At 46.2% G+C, this 17366-nt stretch carries 17 protein-coding genes and 1 other annotated feature; of the genes, 16 read left to right on the top strand and 1 reads right to left on the bottom strand.

Going from position 1 to position 17366, the window contains the following annotated elements:
- Window positions 1–583 precede the first annotated feature (583 nt).
- From A8709_RS01625 to leuS, 14 genes are all read left to right on the top strand, one after another.
- Window positions 584–1543, top strand: coding sequence for an AAA family ATPase (locus tag A8709_RS01625; RefSeq protein WP_065850455.1), 960 nt, complete (start codon window positions 584–586; stop codon window positions 1541–1543).
- Window positions 1544–1547: 4 nt separating this feature from the next.
- Window positions 1548–2834 (top strand): DUF58 domain-containing protein, encoded by a 1287-nt coding sequence (locus tag A8709_RS01620; protein WP_065850454.1) that lies wholly within the window; start codon window positions 1548–1550, stop codon window positions 2832–2834.
- Entirely contained in the window at window positions 2827–5058 is a 2232-nt protein-coding gene (locus tag A8709_RS01615; protein ID WP_065850453.1) for a transglutaminase TgpA family protein, read from the top strand. The genes A8709_RS01620 and A8709_RS01615 overlap by 8 nt, the downstream gene beginning before the upstream one ends.
- 65 nt (window positions 5059–5123) lie before the next feature.
- Entirely contained in the window at window positions 5124–5900 is a 777-nt protein-coding gene (locus tag A8709_RS01610; protein WP_065850452.1) for an alpha/beta hydrolase, read from the top strand.
- Between the two features lie 92 nt (window positions 5901–5992).
- Window positions 5993–6487: a YqeG family HAD IIIA-type phosphatase gene (locus A8709_RS01605; RefSeq protein WP_208607622.1), complete on the top strand. Its 495-nt coding sequence runs from the start codon at window positions 5993–5995 to the stop codon at window positions 6485–6487.
- 8 nt (window positions 6488–6495) lie between these two features.
- The gene (yqeH, locus tag A8709_RS01600; RefSeq protein ID WP_065850451.1) at window positions 6496–7611 is read left to right on the top strand and encodes a ribosome biogenesis GTPase YqeH; all 1116 of its coding nucleotides are present in this window, start codon (window positions 6496–6498) and stop codon (window positions 7609–7611) included.
- Window positions 7612–7721: 110 nt separating this feature from the next.
- Window positions 7722–8582, top strand: coding sequence for a shikimate dehydrogenase (gene aroE, locus A8709_RS01595; protein ID WP_065850450.1), 861 nt, complete (start codon window positions 7722–7724; stop codon window positions 8580–8582).
- 20 nt (window positions 8583–8602) lie between these two features.
- Window positions 8603–8896 carry a ribosome assembly RNA-binding protein YhbY gene (gene yhbY / locus A8709_RS01590; RefSeq protein ID WP_065850449.1) on the top strand — a complete coding sequence of 98 codons (294 nt, stop codon included), beginning with the start codon at window positions 8603–8605 and terminating at the stop codon, window positions 8894–8896.
- A 12-nt stretch (window positions 8897–8908) separates the two neighbouring features.
- The gene (locus tag A8709_RS01585) at window positions 8909–9496 is read left to right on the top strand and encodes a nicotinate-nucleotide adenylyltransferase (protein WP_065850448.1); all 588 of its coding nucleotides are present in this window, start codon (window positions 8909–8911) and stop codon (window positions 9494–9496) included.
- The gene (gene yqeK, locus A8709_RS01580; RefSeq protein WP_065850447.1) at window positions 9486–10061 is read left to right on the top strand and encodes a bis(5'-nucleosyl)-tetraphosphatase (symmetrical) YqeK; all 576 of its coding nucleotides are present in this window, start codon (window positions 9486–9488) and stop codon (window positions 10059–10061) included. Before A8709_RS01585 ends, yqeK begins: the two co-directional genes overlap by 11 nt.
- Window positions 10062–10077: 16 nt before the next feature.
- Complete coding sequence (rsfS, locus tag A8709_RS01575) at window positions 10078–10425, top strand: ribosome silencing factor (RefSeq protein ID WP_057314506.1); 348 nt, start codon at window positions 10078–10080, stop codon at window positions 10423–10425.
- A complete protein-coding gene (locus A8709_RS01570; RefSeq protein ID WP_065850446.1) occupies window positions 10422–11318 on the top strand; it encodes a CvfB family protein in 897 nt (298 codons plus the stop codon). Before rsfS ends, A8709_RS01570 begins: the two co-directional genes overlap by 4 nt.
- A gap of 1 nt (window position 11319) precedes the next feature.
- A complete protein-coding gene (locus A8709_RS01565; RefSeq protein ID WP_065850445.1) occupies window positions 11320–12081 on the top strand; it encodes a class I SAM-dependent DNA methyltransferase in 762 nt (253 codons plus the stop codon).
- Window positions 12082–12158: 77 nt separating this feature from the next.
- Window positions 12159–12401 (top strand) — a binding site (T-box leader).
- Window positions 12402–12474: 73 nt separating this feature from the next.
- A complete protein-coding gene (leuS, locus tag A8709_RS01560; RefSeq protein WP_065850444.1) occupies window positions 12475–14934 on the top strand; it encodes a leucine--tRNA ligase in 2460 nt (819 codons plus the stop codon).
- A 27-nt stretch (window positions 14935–14961) separates the two neighbouring features.
- Here the strand turns inward: leuS and comER are convergent, their stop codons facing one another.
- Complete coding sequence (comER, locus tag A8709_RS01555; RefSeq protein ID WP_065850443.1) at window positions 14962–15792, bottom strand: late competence protein ComER; 831 nt, start codon at window positions 15790–15792, stop codon at window positions 14962–14964.
- Between the two features lie 319 nt (window positions 15793–16111).
- Here comER and A8709_RS34850 point away from each other — a divergent pair, with 319 nt between their 5' ends.
- Together A8709_RS34850 and A8709_RS01545 are read left to right on the top strand one after the other, a co-directional pair.
- Window positions 16112–16594, top strand: a complete 483-nt coding sequence (locus tag A8709_RS34850; RefSeq protein WP_208607621.1) for a ComEA family DNA-binding protein — start codon at window positions 16112–16114, stop codon at window positions 16592–16594.
- Between the two features lie 108 nt (window positions 16595–16702).
- A complete protein-coding gene (locus A8709_RS01545) occupies window positions 16703–17215 on the top strand; it encodes a deoxycytidylate deaminase (protein ID WP_065850442.1) in 513 nt (170 codons plus the stop codon).
- Window positions 17216–17366: the final 151 nt, after the last annotated feature.

The following is a 17366-nucleotide window of genomic DNA, read 5'->3' as shown; positions in this document are numbered from 1 at the left end:
CCCACCAACCCCACCAACCCCACCAACCCCACCAACCCCACCAACCCAACTATCCACTCCCTCGCACTCGAAACTTAACTGGAAAACATACAGCTAATAATCAACATTCGAGCTAAAATCACCCACTAGATGGAAAATATACAGCTAATTTTAGCGATTTTAACCAATACGCTTGAGTTCGTTGAAATTACCTGCATGAAATCCAGCTATTCGATTTTTTCGGTGTAAATGGCCAGAAATAACTGTATGTTTTCCATCTAACACTTTCAAGTAACTGTCCCGCATTTTCTCTCCCAGTAGAGTGACTGTTACAATCCAAAATGTGGGTAAATTTAACAAATAACTTTAGAGGATTTACAAGTATACGGAAGAAAAACTTTCCTGTAAACTAGATTTACGTACATTTTCCTTTAATTCCTGAGTTACACGGAAAGTAAGGTATAATGCCAATTAAATAGTAATATTTACGTATACAACTTTTCTACGAAAACTCAGCAAGGCTTACGAAGAAAGTTTTGCAAGCAAAACTCAGTACACGCTTACGAAGAAAGTTTTCTACGAAAACTCTAAGGAGGATCAACACATGGAAACTGCCACTCAACATCATGTAGAAGTACTAGCTCGGCTGAAAGCAAATTTAGAATCGTGTATTCTTGGCAAAAGCTCTGAAATTGAATTGTTGCTTACTGCGATGTTGGCCGGCGGTCATGTTTTGCTTGAGGATGTCCCAGGAACAGGCAAAACGGTGCTGATTAAAGCGCTTGCTCGTTCCATTAATGGTCAATTTCGACGTATACAATGTAATCCGGACTTATTGCCAACGGATATAACTGGCGTTTCTATATATCATCCCAAAGAAGAGAAGTTTCTGTTCCGTTCTGGACCGATTATGACGAATATTTTGCTGGTTGATGAAATCAATCGCGCCACGACCAAAACACAATCAGCCCTGTTGGAAGCCATGGAAGAGCAGTCCATCACGGTTGACGGTGATTTACACGAATTACCTTCTCCGTTCCTGATGCTGGCGACGCAGAATCCGATCGATTTCGAAGGCACGTATACGCTGCCGGAAGCCCAGTTGGATCGCTTCATGATCAAGCTTAGCTTAGGCTACCCGAGTGAAGCCGCAGAGAAATTGATGATTGCTTCCCAAAGCAAAGCACATCCGATGGAAGCACTTCACGCGATCATGGATACCCAGTTGGTTTTGAAAATGCAAGAAGAAGTCCGCCAAGTTCATATGGATGAAGCCGTTGCGGATTATTTAGTGACGATTTCGAGAAAAACGCGCGATCATCAAGCTGTTTTCCTAGGAGCGAGTCCTCGGGCTACCCTTTCGCTAGTTATGGCGTCCAAAGCTTATGCCTTCTTAAATGGGCGTGATTATGTCATCCCGGATGATATTAAATATTTGGCTCCTTTTGTACTGGGTCATCGGATGATCCTTCAAATGGAAGCGCGCATGGATGGCATCACGATTGCTTCTGTACTCCATACGATTTTTGAGCAAGTACGCGTTCCGGTCAGATTGGAGAAGTGAGCCTATGAAACGACCGGTATTCAAACGATTCGGGGAACGTCCCCGGTTTCCGGCAGCTTTTTGGCTACTTGTTACGTGCTTCCTGGCTAGTCTGTTCTTCCTTTTATTCCAAGGCGGCAAACTGGCTTCCATGTTGTTGATTATGATGACCTTCTTATCTTTCTATTTGCTTTCGGGAAATTGGAGCGGCATCAAAAGTGCGCAAGGTACGCGCAAATTAACAAATGGCGGTGTCGAAGCTAAACTCGAAGCCGGGCAATCCCTTCAAATCCAGATTAACGTGCAAATCCCAGGGTACTGGCCCATTCCTTATGTCATGATCAAGGATCAGCTTATTCGTCAAAATGGCGATATTGCGATCTTTGAAGGTTCGATCGTCCCCGACTGGAAGCGCAGGGGCGAGTTCACTTACAGCACGCCACCACTGCGCAGGGGGTATTACCGTTTTGAGACGACGGAGTGCTTAACGGAGGATATTTTCGGCTTTTTTCAGCACAAAGGCCGGCTAGATCTTCAACAATCGGTCACTGTGTATCCGCAAACAGTCGCGATCCCCGAATGGGCACAGTTTCATCAAATGCTCAAAGGCATGCAGCATCATTCGACAGCGACGAGCGCTCACCGTGAAACGACGCAAATTAATGGCGTGCGCGAATACATATATGGCGATCGACTTTCTCGTATTCACTGGAATGCAACAGCCAAAACTGGCACCTGGAAATCGAAGGAATTCGAGCGGGAATCGCTGCCGAAAACGATTGTTTTGCTGGATCGAACCGCTCGTGCGTATCGAGATGGAGCTGAATTTGAATTGGCTGTTTCTGTGGCCGCTTCGTTGTTCCGTTACGGAACAGGACGTGAAATGTCGCTTGGATTGCTTTCAATCGGCAAGGAATTTACGTATTTTGAGCCAAAGCATAGTCAACAGCATTATAAGGAAATCGTTAAACATCTCGTTGGTGTCAATGCAGATGGTCATCAGTCTTTGAGTCAAATCTTGAAGGAACGCTCGCAGGAATGGCCTGCTGGTTCGTTGGTTGTTCTGATTTCACCGCAAAAAGGAAGCAGCATGCTGCAGATGTTTCAGCAGATGGCACTGCTTCAGATGAAGCCTTGCCATATTTGGATCCGTGCGCAATCGACACAAGGCTTCCAGGCTCAAGGGGCGGAGCAGATCTCCGCTCATGATGATTATATGAAAGCCATTCGCTCACAAGGTTATTTGGGGTATGAGGTTGGTCAATTAACGGACTTGCCTAACCTTCTGGGAGGGGCGAAACGGTATGCCTAACACATGGTGGGGGCGACTCCTTCTGAAAGATTGGACACTGAGAGTCTCAACCATTCTCGTTGCGATCTTTCTGTATCAATTTGTCATCTGGATTATGAAAGAGGACGGATTGTGGCTGGCGGAGACGGTTTCTTATGTAACGTGGACACTGGTCTTACTAGCGGCAACCTATTTTATCCCTCATATGAAAAGTGGCTGGCGCGCATGCTTGCAATTCGTACTCATCATTTTTTTTCACGGTTTAGGCATGGGGTACCATTGGATAGGCGTTCATGTCACAACTTGGAAAGAGGCGCTGCGCCTAATTGGCTTGAATGCAGGACAACTGGAGCCGTATATTTGGTTTAGTTTAAGTGCTTGGATCATTTACTTGTTCGTGATGTGGTCCATTCAATCGAGATTTCGAATCGTTGTCCTTATATTTGTTAGCATTTTATTTTTCGCCGTACGTGATTCCTTTAGTTTGATCTTTCTTTGGCCACAAGTCGCTATGATTTTACTTTGCGGATTTCTTCTTTTGATTGTGAGACATTTCTCGCAATTGAAGAGACGAGCGCCTGTGGTTTGGGAGACCATTTCTGATTACCCGTCCTCATTCACGGTACCTATTCTTATTGTAGTAGGCGTTATTGCTTTAGCAGGCATTTTTGCACCAACGGTGAATCCGATCCTGACAGATCCGTATACCGCATGGAAAGTAGGCCATGGAGAAACAGTTCCATTACTAGGAAAAGGTGTAAGTATTGCCTCTTCGACAGCGGATGCCTCCTCTGGTTACAGCCGTGATGACAGCTCGCTAGGCGGTGGGTTTCGATATGATTACACACCCGTGATGACGGTTGAGTCTAGCAAACGCACCTATTTTCGAGGAGAAACCAGATCTCTTTATAATGGAAAAGGCTGGGTTCTTGGACCTACGGAGAAGAAGTTGCCGCTGTATCGTGTAAATGCAAATCCGTTACCGCTTGACCCTAGGTTTGATATTTCGTTGTTGAAAACGAAGGAAGTTACCCAACACGTCGAGATGAATCGAGACGAAGTATTCCCTGTGTTATTCGGGGGCTATGCCATTCAGAGAATCGCTGATGTGAATACAGGAGAAAATCCGATCCAACGGATCGTATGGTCACCGCGACAATCGGAGTTGCGATACGCTGGACGAACCGGGTATCCCAAAGATTATTCGATTGTTGTTCAAGAGCCGATTCTCGAAGAAGACCAACTGCGTAAGGTTACTGCAGATTATGCGAATCAGCCAGATTGGGCGGAATATTTAGAAGTGCCAACGGATTTGCCAGAGCGTGTCAAACAGCTTGCACTGGATATCACGAAGAATGCAACGAATCCTTATGATAAAGCCAAGGCGATCGAGACTTATTTGTCCGAGCACTTTCCATACACGAATACACCGGATGAATCGAAGGCCAAAAGTAAGGATTTCGTTGATCGCTTTTTATTCGAAGTGAAACAAGGGTACTGTGATTATTATTCAACTGCGATGGCAGTGCTCACTCGTACCATTGGTTTACCAACACGTTGGGTGAAAGGGTACTCTTCTGGCACGTCCTCCGTCAACGATGAAATCCGTAATCAGGGTATTTTAGGTCAGTTCGGAGCTAGTGTTGATTTAGATGGCGCTGCAACGTATACGGTTCGTAACTCCGATGCGCATTCATGGGTTGAAGTTTATTTTGAGGGCTTCGGTTGGATATCTTTTGAACCAACTTCGGGCTTTAAGCTGCCGAATGTTTTCCCTGAGGCAACTCCGCCGCCGGTAGAACCAACGCCAGACACCGATGTTAGCACATTGCCTGACGTGCCAGCGGGAACGACGAGCCATACATGGCTTTGGCTGACTCTAAGCACTGTAGCAGCTCTTGGTATCGTAAGTGGTGCGCTATTTTTCCTGATGAGAAGCGAAGCGTGGAGGAATTGGCGTGATCGCAGGAAAAAGCTGCAAGTGGTTAATTTTAATCAGAAAATTATTGTTGATTTTGAGAAAATGCTTCGCGCAAGCCGTCGTAAAGGGTATACGAGATATGAACACGAAACGGTGCGAGAAGCGACGACTAGATGGTCAGCTCAGAGTAAATGGTTGAAAAAAGAGTTAGACGCGTTAATCGAGTTGTTCGAACGAGCCAAATATAGTCAGCTAGCTGTAACTGAAGTTGATTATCAACAAGCAAGTCAATTAATTATGCGTGTCAAAGAACAAATGAAATAAATGAGGAAAGAGAAGCCACTCTCCGACTTATGGAGGGTGGCTTCCTATGAGAGGGGATCTATCTAATGGCTTTTATCGATTGTCACTTTTATTCAGAATCACTTGGTGTATCAGCTTCTATGAATGTCATTTTACCTCAGGTCGCTACTACCCAAATTGGACTTGCGTCTCATGCTTTTGGCGGTAAACATCCGACGCTGTTTTTACTCCATGGTTTATCGGATGATCATACCATTTGGATGCGTAGAACTTCGATTGAAAGGTATGCTTCAGCGTTAGGCATCGCTGTTGTTATGCCTGCGGTGAACCGCAGCTTCTATGCCGATATGGCGTCAGGTCCGAAGTACTGGCAGTTCATCAGTGAAGAATTGCCCGCATTAGCCAGATCCTTTTTTCCATTGGCGGAGGAAAGAGAATTGAATTATGTGGCTGGACTTTCCATGGGGGGATATGGCGCTTTGAAGATGGCCCTTTCACATCCCAATCAGTATGCCGCTGCGGCAAGCTTGTCAGGAGCGGTTGATATTGTTGGAAGAGCGACGGCATTTCCGAATGATTTTCAATTAATTTTTGGCGATGCAGCTACGATCAAAGATAGTCCAAATGATTTGTTCTATCTAGCAGATCAACTGGTTGCTAGTAACCAGGTCAGACCGCAACTCTACCAATGCTGTGGCACGGAAGATTTTTTATATGAAGATAACATCCGTTTCCGAGATTATTGCCATGCACAAGGTTTGCAAATTACCTATGACGAAGAGCCTGCTACACACGAATGGGGCTATTGGGATCGCAAAATTCAAACCGTATTAGACTGGTTACCGCTGCCAACGAAGGCTTAGTGGGGAAAATATGTTCTTTTCTTTTTGCAACAAACGGGGCACTATGGTATAGTTTCACGTATATGTCAAGGAAGCAGTTGGAGGGAATTTGTTTGCTGAGAAAGCTTGTACCGAGACAGTCTGTTCATACAATTTATGATATTGATGCCAATCACCTATGGGGATTCGGTATTCGCGGAATTATAACGGATCTTGATAATACACTTGTCGGTGCAGCTGATCCACATGCGACGCCTGAGCTAATAGAATGGCTGAATCATTTGCAACAGATCGGCTTCAAGATTGTCATCGTGTCGAACAATCATCATAACAGGGTGTCGACCTTTGCGAAGCCGCTAGGCATACCGTTCATTCACCGTGCCAAAAAACCGACGAATGCTTCCTTCCATAAAGCGATGAAGTTGCTTGGAACGAATGCTCGACAGACCACTGTGATCGGGGATCAAATGCTGACAGATGTACTTGGCGGCAATCGGATGGGGCTTTATACGATCCTTGTTCAACCTATCTCTAGAAAAGACGAGGGTGTGTTTACGAGAGTAAACCGCCTGATTGAGAAGTGGGCCTTAGCTAGGATGAAGAAATAGGAGGTTTCATGAGTACAGAAATGATACAACATTGTGCGGGTTGCGGCATTGCGCTGCAAACAGAAGACAAAAGTAAACTAGGTTTTATTCCAGAGGCTGCCTTAGAGAAGGAGCCCTTGATATGCCAACGCTGTTACCGGATTAAGCACTACAATGAGTCTTCAAGTATTACCCTTCAACAAGACGACTTCCTGAAATTATTAGGACATGTTGGTCAAACGAAGGCTTTAGTCGTGAAAATCGTGGATATTTTCGATTTCGAAGGCAGTATGATCAGCTCACTCTCCCGTTTTATCGGAAATAATCCCGTTTTACTCGTCGTTAACAAGATTGACTTGCTGCCTAAAGTGACGAACTCGAACAAAATCATCAATTGGGTGCAGCGCAGAGTGAAGGAAGAAAATCTTAAAGTTGTTGATATTGTGCTATGCAGCGCGAAGAAGAACATCGGTTTCGACCGTGTTATTACCGCTGTACAAGAATATCGCGGCAACATGGATGTATATGTCGTTGGTGCAACGAACGTCGGGAAATCGACGCTCATTAATCGCCTGATTAGTGATTACAGTGATTTGGATGCGGAGTTGACGACATCGCAATATCCAGGAACCACTCTTGATCTGGTCAAAATCCCGTTGGATGACGGTAAATTCATTATCGACACGCCTGGGATTGTGTACAAGCACCGTCTGACCGAAGTTGTGAAGAAGCGTGACTTGACGCCGCTTATGCCAGACAAACCGCTGAAACCGATGGTGTTTCAATTAAATGCCGAGCAAACGCTGTTTTTCGGTGCGCTTGTTCGATTTGACTTTATCAAAGGAGACCATCAATCCTTTACTTGCTACACATCGAATGCGATCCAGATTCATCGCACGAAGTTGGAACGGGCAGATAGCTTGTACGAAGAACACAAAGGCGTAATGTTAACGCCGCCTCAGCAATCGGATTTGGAAGAACTTCCTAAGCTTGTTAAGCATCCGCTGCATATTCCTAAGGGCAAACAGATGGATGTGTTAATCTCTGGCTTAGGCTGGATTAAAGTCAATAGCCTAGCTGGTGCAGAGCTTGCCGTTCATGCCCCGAAAGGCATAAAAGTAATTACGCGGGAGTCATTGATTTAACATAGTAGAGAGAATTAGTTTCAGATTATGAATTGGCTATATTTCTGATAAACGCGTCGTCCTTTACAGACTTCGTAGCCGTTTATTTCGGGGGGGCATGATGGGAGATCATGGAGAAACTACGGACAATCGACAGTCATACAGTACTTTATGGGGTATTCGGAGATCCTATCCGGCATTCGCGTTCCCCGATCATGTTAAATCGTGCTTTTCAGGAAACGGGCGTGAATGGTGTCTATGCGGCTTTTCATGTGAAGCCTGAAGAACTTGGCGAGGCCGTTCGGGGAATTAAAGCGCTAGGCTACCGCGGCGTGAATGTGACCATTCCACACAAAGTAGATGTCATGAACTACCTCGATGAGATCGATGAAGGAGCTATGATCGTTGGTGCCGTCAATACCATTGTGAACGAAGCGGGCAAGCTCAAAGGATTCAATACCGATGGAATCGGCTACGTCCGTTCTTTGAAGGAAGAGACGGGGATCGAACTCAAGGGGAAACGTGTTCTTGTACTTGGTGCTGGCGGCGCTGCAAGAGGTGTTGCGTATGCTCTTGCGAAGGAAGGTGCGAGCTGCATATATATCGCGAATCGTACTAGAGAACGAGCTGTTGAGCTGGCCCAAACGATTGGTGCGTTTACAGAAACCGTTGGTTTAGGCATGGACGAGCTAGAGGATGTAGTTGATCAAGTTGAATTTGTGCTCAACACCACATCCGCTGGTATGCATCCCAATGTGGATGAGCTTCCGTTACCGCTCCATCTTTTACGCTCGCATCACTTAGTCAGTGATCTTATTTATAATCCGCGTATTACGCGATTCTTGCGTAAAGCGGAAGCCATTGGAGCTCGCATTCATGGCGGGCTTGGCATGTTTATTTATCAAGGCGCATACGCCTTTGAGTATTGGACGGGGACCCCTGCGCCGGTTGAGGCGATGAGACAGGTGGTAGAACAGTCATTAACTGAATAAGAATGAATAGAGGGACATCCATGTTAACAGGCAAACAGAAACGTCATTTACGCTCCATGGCTCACCATGTAGATCCAATTTTTCAAGTAGGTAAAGGTGGTGTGAACGATCATTTAATTCGCCACATTCAAGAAGCGATCGAAGTGCGTGAATTAATCAAAATTACGGTGTTGAACAACAGCGGAGAAGATCGTCAAGAAGTAGGCAGCGAATTAGCTGAGAAATCCGGAGCAGAACTTGTTCAGGTCATTGGTAAAATTGTAGTACTTTACAAAGAATCGCGTGACAATAAGAAGATTGAACTGCCGCGATAATGGGGTGGATGTATGCTTGTCGGAATTATGGGAGGCACATTCGATCCCATTCATACCGGTCATTTGATCGCAGCTGAACGTGCGAGGGTGGAAGGAGGCTTGGACGAGGTTTGGCTGATGCCTGCCAACGTCCCGCCGCATAAGCCGAATGCGCCGAGAGCAACAAGTCAGCAGCGATGGGAGATGGTTTGCCTGGCTGCAGAAGGCAATCCTTTTTTTCGTCCTGTCGATATCGAAATTGGCAAAGGCGGCGTATCTTATAGTATCGATACGATCGAGCTGTTGATGAAGCAATATCCGGACATTGGCTTCTCATATATTATTGGAGCCGACATGGTTCAATATTTGCCGCAGTGGCATCGCATCGATGACATCGTGCGGCATATTCATTTTATTGGATTAGCCAGGCCTGGCTACGAATTAGATATGACGAAGATGTCCGAACATATTCGCAATCGCGTTAAGCTTGTACCGATGCCGCTTGTTGAGATCTCATCTACAGCGATTCGTGCAATGAGGCAGAAGCACGATCCTGTCCGGTACCTGGTACCAGAGAAGGTAAGCCAATTCATGGAGGTGAATCACTTATATGAAACGTGAAAACCTCATGGCTGCGGTGAAAGAACAAATGCCAGAACGTCGCTGGCAGCACACGTTAGGTGTGATGGAAACGAGCGTAATCTTGGCCGAGCGTTTTGGCGGGGATACGGTCAAGGCAGACCTTGCCGCCATTTTGCATGATTATTGCAAGTATTGGGCGGTTGAAGAGCAAGCTAAGATTATTCGTGATAACGATTTACCTAAGGATTTACTGGCATTTGATAAGGAACTATGGCATTCGCATGCCGGTGCTTTTATTGCAAAGACGCAATTCGGCATTGAGGATGAGGAAGTTCTGGACGCGATCAGATACCATACATCAGGCCGTGAACAGATGACGCTGCTCGACAAAATCGTTTGTTTAGCTGATTATATGGAACCTGGACGTGACTTTCCCGGTGTTGAGCATATTCGTGAACTCGCCAAAATCAGCCTAGAGAGAGCATTAGTTGCGGGCTTCGACTCGACGATCAACTTTCTGATTTCCAAAGGAAAGCGCATATATCCACTTACGATTTTGACACGGAATGATTTATTAGAACAGATTCAACAACACACCAAATGACATGGAGGATGATTGCATGAGTAAAAACCCAGAAGAAATTTTAGCATTCGTTGTAGAGGCCGCTGAAGATAAGAAAGCTGCCGATATTGTTAGCCTTAATTTGAAAGGTGTCTCCCTGATTGCGGATTATTTCGTTATTTGTCACGGGAATTCGGAAACACAAGTTCAAGCAATTGCAGGCGAAGCTCGTAAAAAAGCGCATGAACATGGTGTTCATATTAGAGGCTATGAAGGAATCGATACAGCAAGATGGGTACTGCTTGATCTAGGAGACGTTGTTCTCCACGTTTTCCATCGTGATGACCGTGAGTACTATAACATCGAAAGACTTTGGTCAGATGCTAAAGTTGTGGAGCGCGTATGAGAATGGAAGCAGGATCCCTTGTTACCCTAGAGGTAGCAAGGGAAGTTCCACCAAATGGCTTTTTCCTAACGGATGGCTATCAAGATTTTCTACTGCCTTACGCAGAAATCGTTGGGAACCGAATTAGTCCGGGAGACCAAGTGGAAGTCTTTTTATTCCACGATACCCAGGATCGGATCATGGCGACCATGAAACGTCCCTTACTGACCATGGGTCAGGTCGGACTTCTTGAGGTCGTTGATATTCACCCGCGTTTCGGTTACTTCTTAGAAATGGGTCTTGGACGCCATTTGCTTTTACCGTACCGTCATGTGCCTGAACTCGAAGAGCTTCGCCCCGTAGTAGGCGATAAAGTATATGCAACGCTGGCGCACGATCGACAAGGTCGCTTAATTGCCAAACTGGCGCTCGAAGAAGATCTAGCTCCGCTATGTGTACGAGCCCCTTCCAGTTGGACCAATCAATGGGTGAAAGCTCGCGTGTATCGGCCGCTTCAAATGGGCACATTCGTGATTTGTGAAGCAGGTGTGCTTGGTTTTGGGATCATTGGACTGATCATTCCGCAAGAACGTACTCGTTTGCTTCGTGTAGGAGAATTAGTGGATGTCAGAATCGCGTTCGTGCGTGAAGAGGATGGACGGGTTAACCTTTCGATGAGACTTCCGAAGGAAAAAGGACGCGACGAAGATGCAGAATGCATTCTCGAGGTGCTCCGTGGACGTCCGGGGAATGCCATGCCATTTTCGGATAAAACACAAGCAGATATCATTAAAGATAAGTTCGGTCTAAGTAAAGCAGCCTTCAAGCGTGCATTAGGCAAGCTTATGAAGGATGGGCTCATCTACCAAGAAGCGGATTGGACCTATCTGAAACAAGAGGAGACGCAAGGCTGAGATGAGTTACGAAAAGTTTGCCTATACGTATGATCGCTTGATGAACAGTATGCCCTACGCGGATTGGCTGCGTTTTACGAAGGAAAGCTTCGAACGGTTTGATGTAAAGCCAACAACCCTTGTTGACCTAGGCTGTGGGACAGGCAATTTGTCCATCCCGCTTGCAGCTGAAGGGTATCAAGTAACAGGCATTGATCTGTCCGAGGATATGCTGGCTGTCGCTGAGCAGAAGCAAAGCGATCATCAAGGGCCGCTTCGCGGCGGTGCTATTCGCTGGATCCAACAGGATTTACGTGAGTGGGAGCTGGGCGAGGAAGTCGATGTGGCCATCTCTTTTTGCGATAGTCTCAATTATTTGCTAGAAGAAGAGGACATCGTGGATGCGTTCCGTCAGACATTGGCTGGACTTAAGCCAGGAGGCTTATTCCTCTTCGATGTACATACCCCAGAGCAATTATTCGCCTATGCAGACTCTCAGCCATTTTTTCTAAATGAAGATGATGTCGCCTACATTTGGACAAGTGAATTGGATGAGGAACGTGTACAGATTGTTCACGATCTAACGATTTTCGTGAAAGACAGTGGACGTGGGGACACTTTCCGCCGCATTGACGAAACGCATGAGCAAAGAGCATACTCTTTGCAGTGGCTAGAGCAGATGTTGCTAGAGGTTGGTTTTCGCGAAGTTCATGTAGTTGCGGATTTCACGTGGGAGCAGCCAACTGTACAGACAGAACGAGCTTTCTTTATTGCGAAGAAATAAGAGGGTTAACGGGATTCGTCCGCGGCGGCTTGACAGTGCGGCATTATTTTACATATAATCAAAGCTAATCAGTTGTATGGAAAGCTTAGATGAGGAATAGTAACTTGTACAGCATCTTACAGAGAGCCGGAGCTTGGGTGGAAGCCGGTAGATGTTCGTCTGGAGAACTCGCCTCGGAGCTAGAAGGTGAATCGCCTGATCCCCGATCAAGGTGCTAGCTGGATCGTCTCACCCGCGTTAAGGGGCAGAGTGAACACAGGTAAAGTATGCCTTGTGTTAACTAGGGTGGTACCACGGGAATTATACCTCTCGTCCCTAGCGATATCCGCTAGCGATGTGAGGTTTTTTTGTGCGCATACGCAGATAAGAGCAATCTGAAGGAGGATTTGTATCATGACACAGGAATTGAAAGAAACCAAAGAACAACAAGGCTACAATCCGCAAGCGATTGAACCCAAGTGGCAAGCATATTGGGATGCGAAGAAAACATTTAAAGTGCTGGAAAATTCGGATAAACCGAAATTTTATGCGCTGGATATGTTTCCATACCCATCAGGAGCAGGCTTGCACGTAGGACATCCAGAGGGCTACACAGCGACTGATATCGTTTCCCGTTTCAAAAGAATGAGAGGCTTCAATGTGCTTCATCCTATGGGCTGGGATGCGTTCGGACTTCCTGCTGAGCAGTATGCTTTGGATACAGGAAATGACCCGCGTGAGTTCACAAAGAAGAACATCGACACCTTCCGTCGTCAAATTAAATCGTTGGGCTTCTCGTATGATTGGGATCGTGAGATCAGTACGACAGATCCCGAGTATTACAAATGGACGCAATGGATTTTCATCCAACTGTACAACAAAGGGCTTGCTTACGTCGATGAGGTGCCAGTTAACTGGTGTCCGGCTTTAGGCACAGTACTTGCGAATGAGGAAGTTATTGACGGATTAAGTGAACGTGGCAACCATCCCGTCATTCGGAAACCGATGCGTCAGTGGATTTTGAAAATTACGGAGTACGCGGAGCGTTTACTTGAAGATCTTGAGGAGCTTGATTGGTCTGAAAGTATTAAAGATATGCAGCGCAACTGGATTGGGAAGTCAACCGGGGCAGAGGTTCAATTCGCGATTGAAGGTCAATCCGAGAAAAGTCTAACGGTCTTTACAACGCGTCCAGATACCTTATTCGGTGCGACCTATTGCGTATTGGCTCCTGAACATGAACTGGTTCAGCACATTACGACAGAAGCACAAGCTGCTGCGATCAAAGAGTATCAAGAGAAAGCGTCGCGTAAGAGCGATTTGGAGCGTACGGATTTAGCAAAAGACAAATCCGGTGTGTTCACAGGGGCTTATGCGATTAATCCGGTTAATGACACGAAAGTGCCAATCTGGATCGCTGATTATGTCCTAGGCGGATACGGTACAGGTGCGATTATGGCGGTTCCAGGTCACGATCAACGCGACTGGGAATTTGCGAAGCAGTTCGATTTGCCGATTATTGAGGTTGTCCAAGGCGGAGATGTGGAGAAGGAAGCTTATGCTGGCGATGGCAAGCATGTGAATTCCGGTCCTATCGATGGCATGAACATTGAGCAAGGGATCAGCCATATGATCGCTTGGCTAGAGCAGAACGGTAAAGGTCGCGGCAAAGTGACATACCGTTTGAGAGATTGGTTGTTCAGCCGTCAGCGCTACTGGGGAGAGCCGATTCCGATTCTTCACTTAGAAGATGGCACGATGAAGCCGGTTCCTGTGGATCAGCTGCCATTATTGCTTCCACAAGTGGATGAGATCAAACCTTCAGGTACGGGTGAGTCACCGCTTGCTAACGTATCCGAATGGGTCAACACAATTGATCCAGAGACGGGCATGAAAGCTCGCCGCGAAACGAACACCATGCCACAATGGGCGGGAAGCTGCTGGTATTACCTGCGTTTCATCGATCCGAAGAATGATCAAGCTTTCTGTTCCGATGAGCTGCAAAAGCAATGGCTGCCAGTAGATCTGTACATCGGCGGCGCGGAGCATGCTGTTCTTCACTTGCTGTATGCGCGTTTCTGGCATAAAGTGCTTTATGATCTTGGCTTTGTTCATACCAAAGAGCCGTTCCATAAGCTTGTTAACCAAGGGATGATTCTTGGCGAGAACATGGAGAAAATGAGTAAATCACGCGGGAACGTTGTGAATCCGGATGATATCGTTAGCGATCAAGGTGCGGATACTCTTCGTATTTATGAAATGTTCATGGGGCCTCTTGAAGCGACTAAACCGTGGAACACAACAGGTGTTGACGGGATTTACCGTTTCTTGAATCGTGTGTGGCGTTTGTTCGTTGATGACAGCGGTCAGATTCAAACGAAAATTAGCGCGGATGAAACACTAGGCAGTGACACTTTCAAACGCACATGGCACCGTTCGATTAAGAAAATCACGGAAGATTTCGATGCACTTCGTTTCAACACAGCGATTAGCCAAATGATGATTTTCGTCAATGAAGCTTACAAAACAGAGCGTCTACCGCTGGAAGCAATGAAAAACTTCGTACAAATGCTTTCCCCGATCGCACCTCACTTAGCGGAAGAGCTATGGGAGAAGTTAGGCGGTACGGAATCCATCACGTACGAAGTATGGCCAACGTATGACGAAGCATGGACCGTTGATAATGAAATCGAAATCGTGGTACAGATCAATGGTAAAATCGTTGATCGCGTGATGATTTCGAAAGATACAGATGAAGCAGCGATGGAGAAAATGGCTTTTGATCTCGACAAAGTCAAAGAAGCGACCGCCGGAAAGGCCGTTCGCAAATTGATTGTTGTGAAGGGTAAATTAGTCAATATCGTTGTAGGTTAAGAACCGGAAGTTGATGATTTGGGAAGGTTACTGCTGCTTCGAAGCGAGAAGCAGCTTGGCCTTCTCAAGATCTTCTTCATATTTCGCATGAGTCGCACAGATGACCTGTGAGAAAACCCCAGCAAGTTCCTTTTCAAGAATCCGCAAGCCTTCCGCCGTAATTCCCCCAGGAACAGAAACACGCTTTTGCAAAGAGGCAGGATTGAAGCCTCCGGTAGTGAGCAGCTTTCCTGTACCTAATGTCATTTCACTCGCAAGCAAAGTAGCTTCCTCCGCAGAAATTCCTGTTTCTTCTACAGCCGCATCAATAAATGCTTGAATAAAGCTCGCCAAAAATGCAGGACCACAGCTAGATAAATCCGATGAAATCCTTGTATAGTTTTCAGATACTCGAATAGGCGTTGAGATATGAGTGAAAATGTTTTCGAGCCATTCTTTATCTTCAGGCTGCATCCGATTCCCGTGAATACATAACGTAGCACCGCTCAACACATAGTTCGTTATACTTGGAATTATCTTACTGATTTTGGCAGGTAGAAGGGCCTCCAGGTGACTGATCAGGATTGGACTCGTAATGGATATAATAAATTGAGAGGAAAGCACGTCCTCTTTGATTTCATCAATAACGGTTTTAAACTCAGAGGGTTTCACACAAAGGAAAATCAGGTCACTTATTCGCACGACTTCGCTATTCGTCTCAGCAACCTGCAAGCCAGGATATCTCTCCGCAAGAAGTTCAACTTTATTTAAGGTTCGATTGCTCGCAATTATTTGCTCGGGATTGAATGCCCCGGAATGAATGAATGCTTCAATCAGAATACTTCCCATACTCCCAGTACCGATGAATCCAGCTTTCATCAAGTAATCCCTCCCGAAAAAAATCAGACTTTATCCTGCGCCTTCATACCAACGCGGTCTCTTATCCATGAATGGCAAAGAAAGAGCATATATTTGCATCCTGTTTAAATGGTAGCGATACTTGCCAGCATTCGGACGCTTTTTCATGTATATGGCTGCGCGTGTGCAAATATGCTAAGAAAGAAGGTAGTCCATGGATTTTTATGGGAATAAAACAAAAAGACTCCTATTGCTCATCGGGGCCGTCTTGCTGTGCGTCTGCATTGTATGGCCCTTTCTCCATGGGCGAGGAGCATTGATCACTACTTCCTTTATGCCAATGAATAATCAAATGAGTGAGCTGCTTTCACAAGAATCAAGTGCAAAATCGTTACTAAGCCCTAAACCTACACCATCGCCAAAATCTGCTGCTTCCCCCAAATCTTCTCCTTCCCAATCACCTGGGATTGCTCCTAATTCAGCAACCGACTCAACGCATTCGGCTCTGACTCCTGAGTCTTCTTCCACGGTCCCAATGGGATCACCGATCCCGCCTATTCCATCAACTGCACAACACGCGCAAACTTCACAATCAACACAAGTTTCATCTAATTCGCAGCAAACACTGTTAGATTTGAATACGGCTACCTTAGAACAATTAGATAAGCTGCCTGGTATTGGAGAGAGTAAGGCGAAGGCGATACTTGAACACCGTGCTAAGAAAGGGAAGTTTAAGCGGGTCGAGGAACTAATGGATGTGAAAGGCATTGGTGAGAAAATGTTTGCGAAGCTGAAAGGGCTTGTGTATGTAGCGCCATCCTAGTCTATCTTTTCATTTTTAGTGAAGTATGAGAAAATACTAGCAATAGATTTGGTAATCGATAACAATGGGAGCAACCATCGAAAGAGCCATCAGGAGGGATCAATCATCATGAGCATCCGTAAGGATTGGGATACGTATTTTCTAGATATTGCTTATATGGCATCCACGCGCTCGCGCTGTAATCGGAGGCATGTGGGAGCAGTTCTTGTGCAGGGTAAAAAGCTGCTAGGCACAGCCTATAATGGTGCACCGATGGGTGTTCCGGATTGCACAGAAGCAGGATGCATGCTGGTGGAAGAAATCGAGCTGAAGCTCGTTGCTGACGTAGAGGAAGTCGTTCGTAAGCAGCGATGCATTCGGACCATTCATGCCGAACAAAATCTCCTGCTGTTTACCGACCGCGAGGATCGCGAAGGATCTACAGTGTATGTGACCGATCAGCCGTGTTGGACTTGCGCTAATATGCTGGCTAACAGTGGCGTCACGGAAATTGTATTTCATCGGGGCTATCCCAAGGATCAGGAGAAAGTTAGTCAGTTGATGGTAGCGCGAGGAATTTCGTTCCGTCAGATGACGACCTACGAGCCGCCAGCGGGAACCGTGTCCGAGGTTGTGAATTAAATAGTGTGTCTGAGGGGAAGAACCTCTCTCTAACAGCAGCCAAATGGTTGCGTTAGGGGGAGGTTTTTTGTGTGGGAAGACAGGGGGATTGAGCGGTTGAGCAGGCCCGTAAGCGGAACTTTAATGTGGATATAGCAGCGGGGGATTCGGA

Origin of the sequence: Paenibacillus pectinilyticus, from assembly GCF_001700435.1 — a bacterium.
In the GTDB taxonomy this organism is placed as follows: domain Bacteria; phylum Bacillota; class Bacilli; order Paenibacillales; family NBRC-103111; genus Paenibacillus_E; species Paenibacillus_E pectinilyticus.
The sequence above is the reverse complement of the archived record's forward strand: the minus strand, read 5'-3'. Positions and strand labels throughout refer to the sequence as shown.

Excerpts from the sequence above, each read along its gene's own strand:
- A8709_RS01625 (WP_065850455.1), top strand. The coding sequence starts at position 584 with ATGGAAACTGCCACTCAACATCATGTAGAAGTACTAGCTCGGCTGAAA.
- A8709_RS01620 (WP_065850454.1), top strand. The coding sequence starts at position 1,548 with ATGAAACGACCGGTATTCAAACGATTCGGGGAACGTCCCCGGTTTCCG.
- A8709_RS01615 (WP_065850453.1), top strand. The coding sequence starts at position 2,827 with ATGCCTAACACATGGTGGGGGCGACTCCTTCTGAAAGATTGGACACTG.
- A8709_RS01610 (WP_065850452.1), top strand. The coding sequence starts at position 5,124 with ATGGCTTTTATCGATTGTCACTTTTATTCAGAATCACTTGGTGTATCA.
- yqeH (WP_065850451.1), top strand. The coding sequence starts at position 6,496 with ATGAGTACAGAAATGATACAACATTGTGCGGGTTGCGGCATTGCGCTG.
- aroE (WP_065850450.1), top strand. The coding sequence starts at position 7,722 with ATGGAGAAACTACGGACAATCGACAGTCATACAGTACTTTATGGGGTA.
- yhbY (WP_065850449.1), top strand. The coding sequence starts at position 8,603 with ATGTTAACAGGCAAACAGAAACGTCATTTACGCTCCATGGCTCACCAT.
- A8709_RS01585 (WP_065850448.1), top strand. The coding sequence starts at position 8,909 with ATGCTTGTCGGAATTATGGGAGGCACATTCGATCCCATTCATACCGGT.
- yqeK (WP_065850447.1), top strand. The coding sequence starts at position 9,486 with ATGAAACGTGAAAACCTCATGGCTGCGGTGAAAGAACAAATGCCAGAA.
- rsfS (WP_057314506.1), top strand. The coding sequence starts at position 10,078 with ATGAGTAAAAACCCAGAAGAAATTTTAGCATTCGTTGTAGAGGCCGCT.
- A8709_RS01570 (WP_065850446.1), top strand. The coding sequence starts at position 10,422 with ATGAGAATGGAAGCAGGATCCCTTGTTACCCTAGAGGTAGCAAGGGAA.
- A8709_RS01565 (WP_065850445.1), top strand. The coding sequence starts at position 11,320 with ATGAGTTACGAAAAGTTTGCCTATACGTATGATCGCTTGATGAACAGT.
- leuS (WP_065850444.1), top strand. The coding sequence starts at position 12,475 with ATGACACAGGAATTGAAAGAAACCAAAGAACAACAAGGCTACAATCCG.
- comER (WP_065850443.1), bottom strand. The coding sequence starts at position 15,792 with ATGAAAGCTGGATTCATCGGTACTGGGAGTATGGGAAGTATTCTGATT.
- A8709_RS34850 (WP_208607621.1), top strand. The coding sequence starts at position 16,112 with ATGAATAATCAAATGAGTGAGCTGCTTTCACAAGAATCAAGTGCAAAA.
- A8709_RS01545 (WP_065850442.1), top strand. The coding sequence starts at position 16,703 with ATGAGCATCCGTAAGGATTGGGATACGTATTTTCTAGATATTGCTTAT.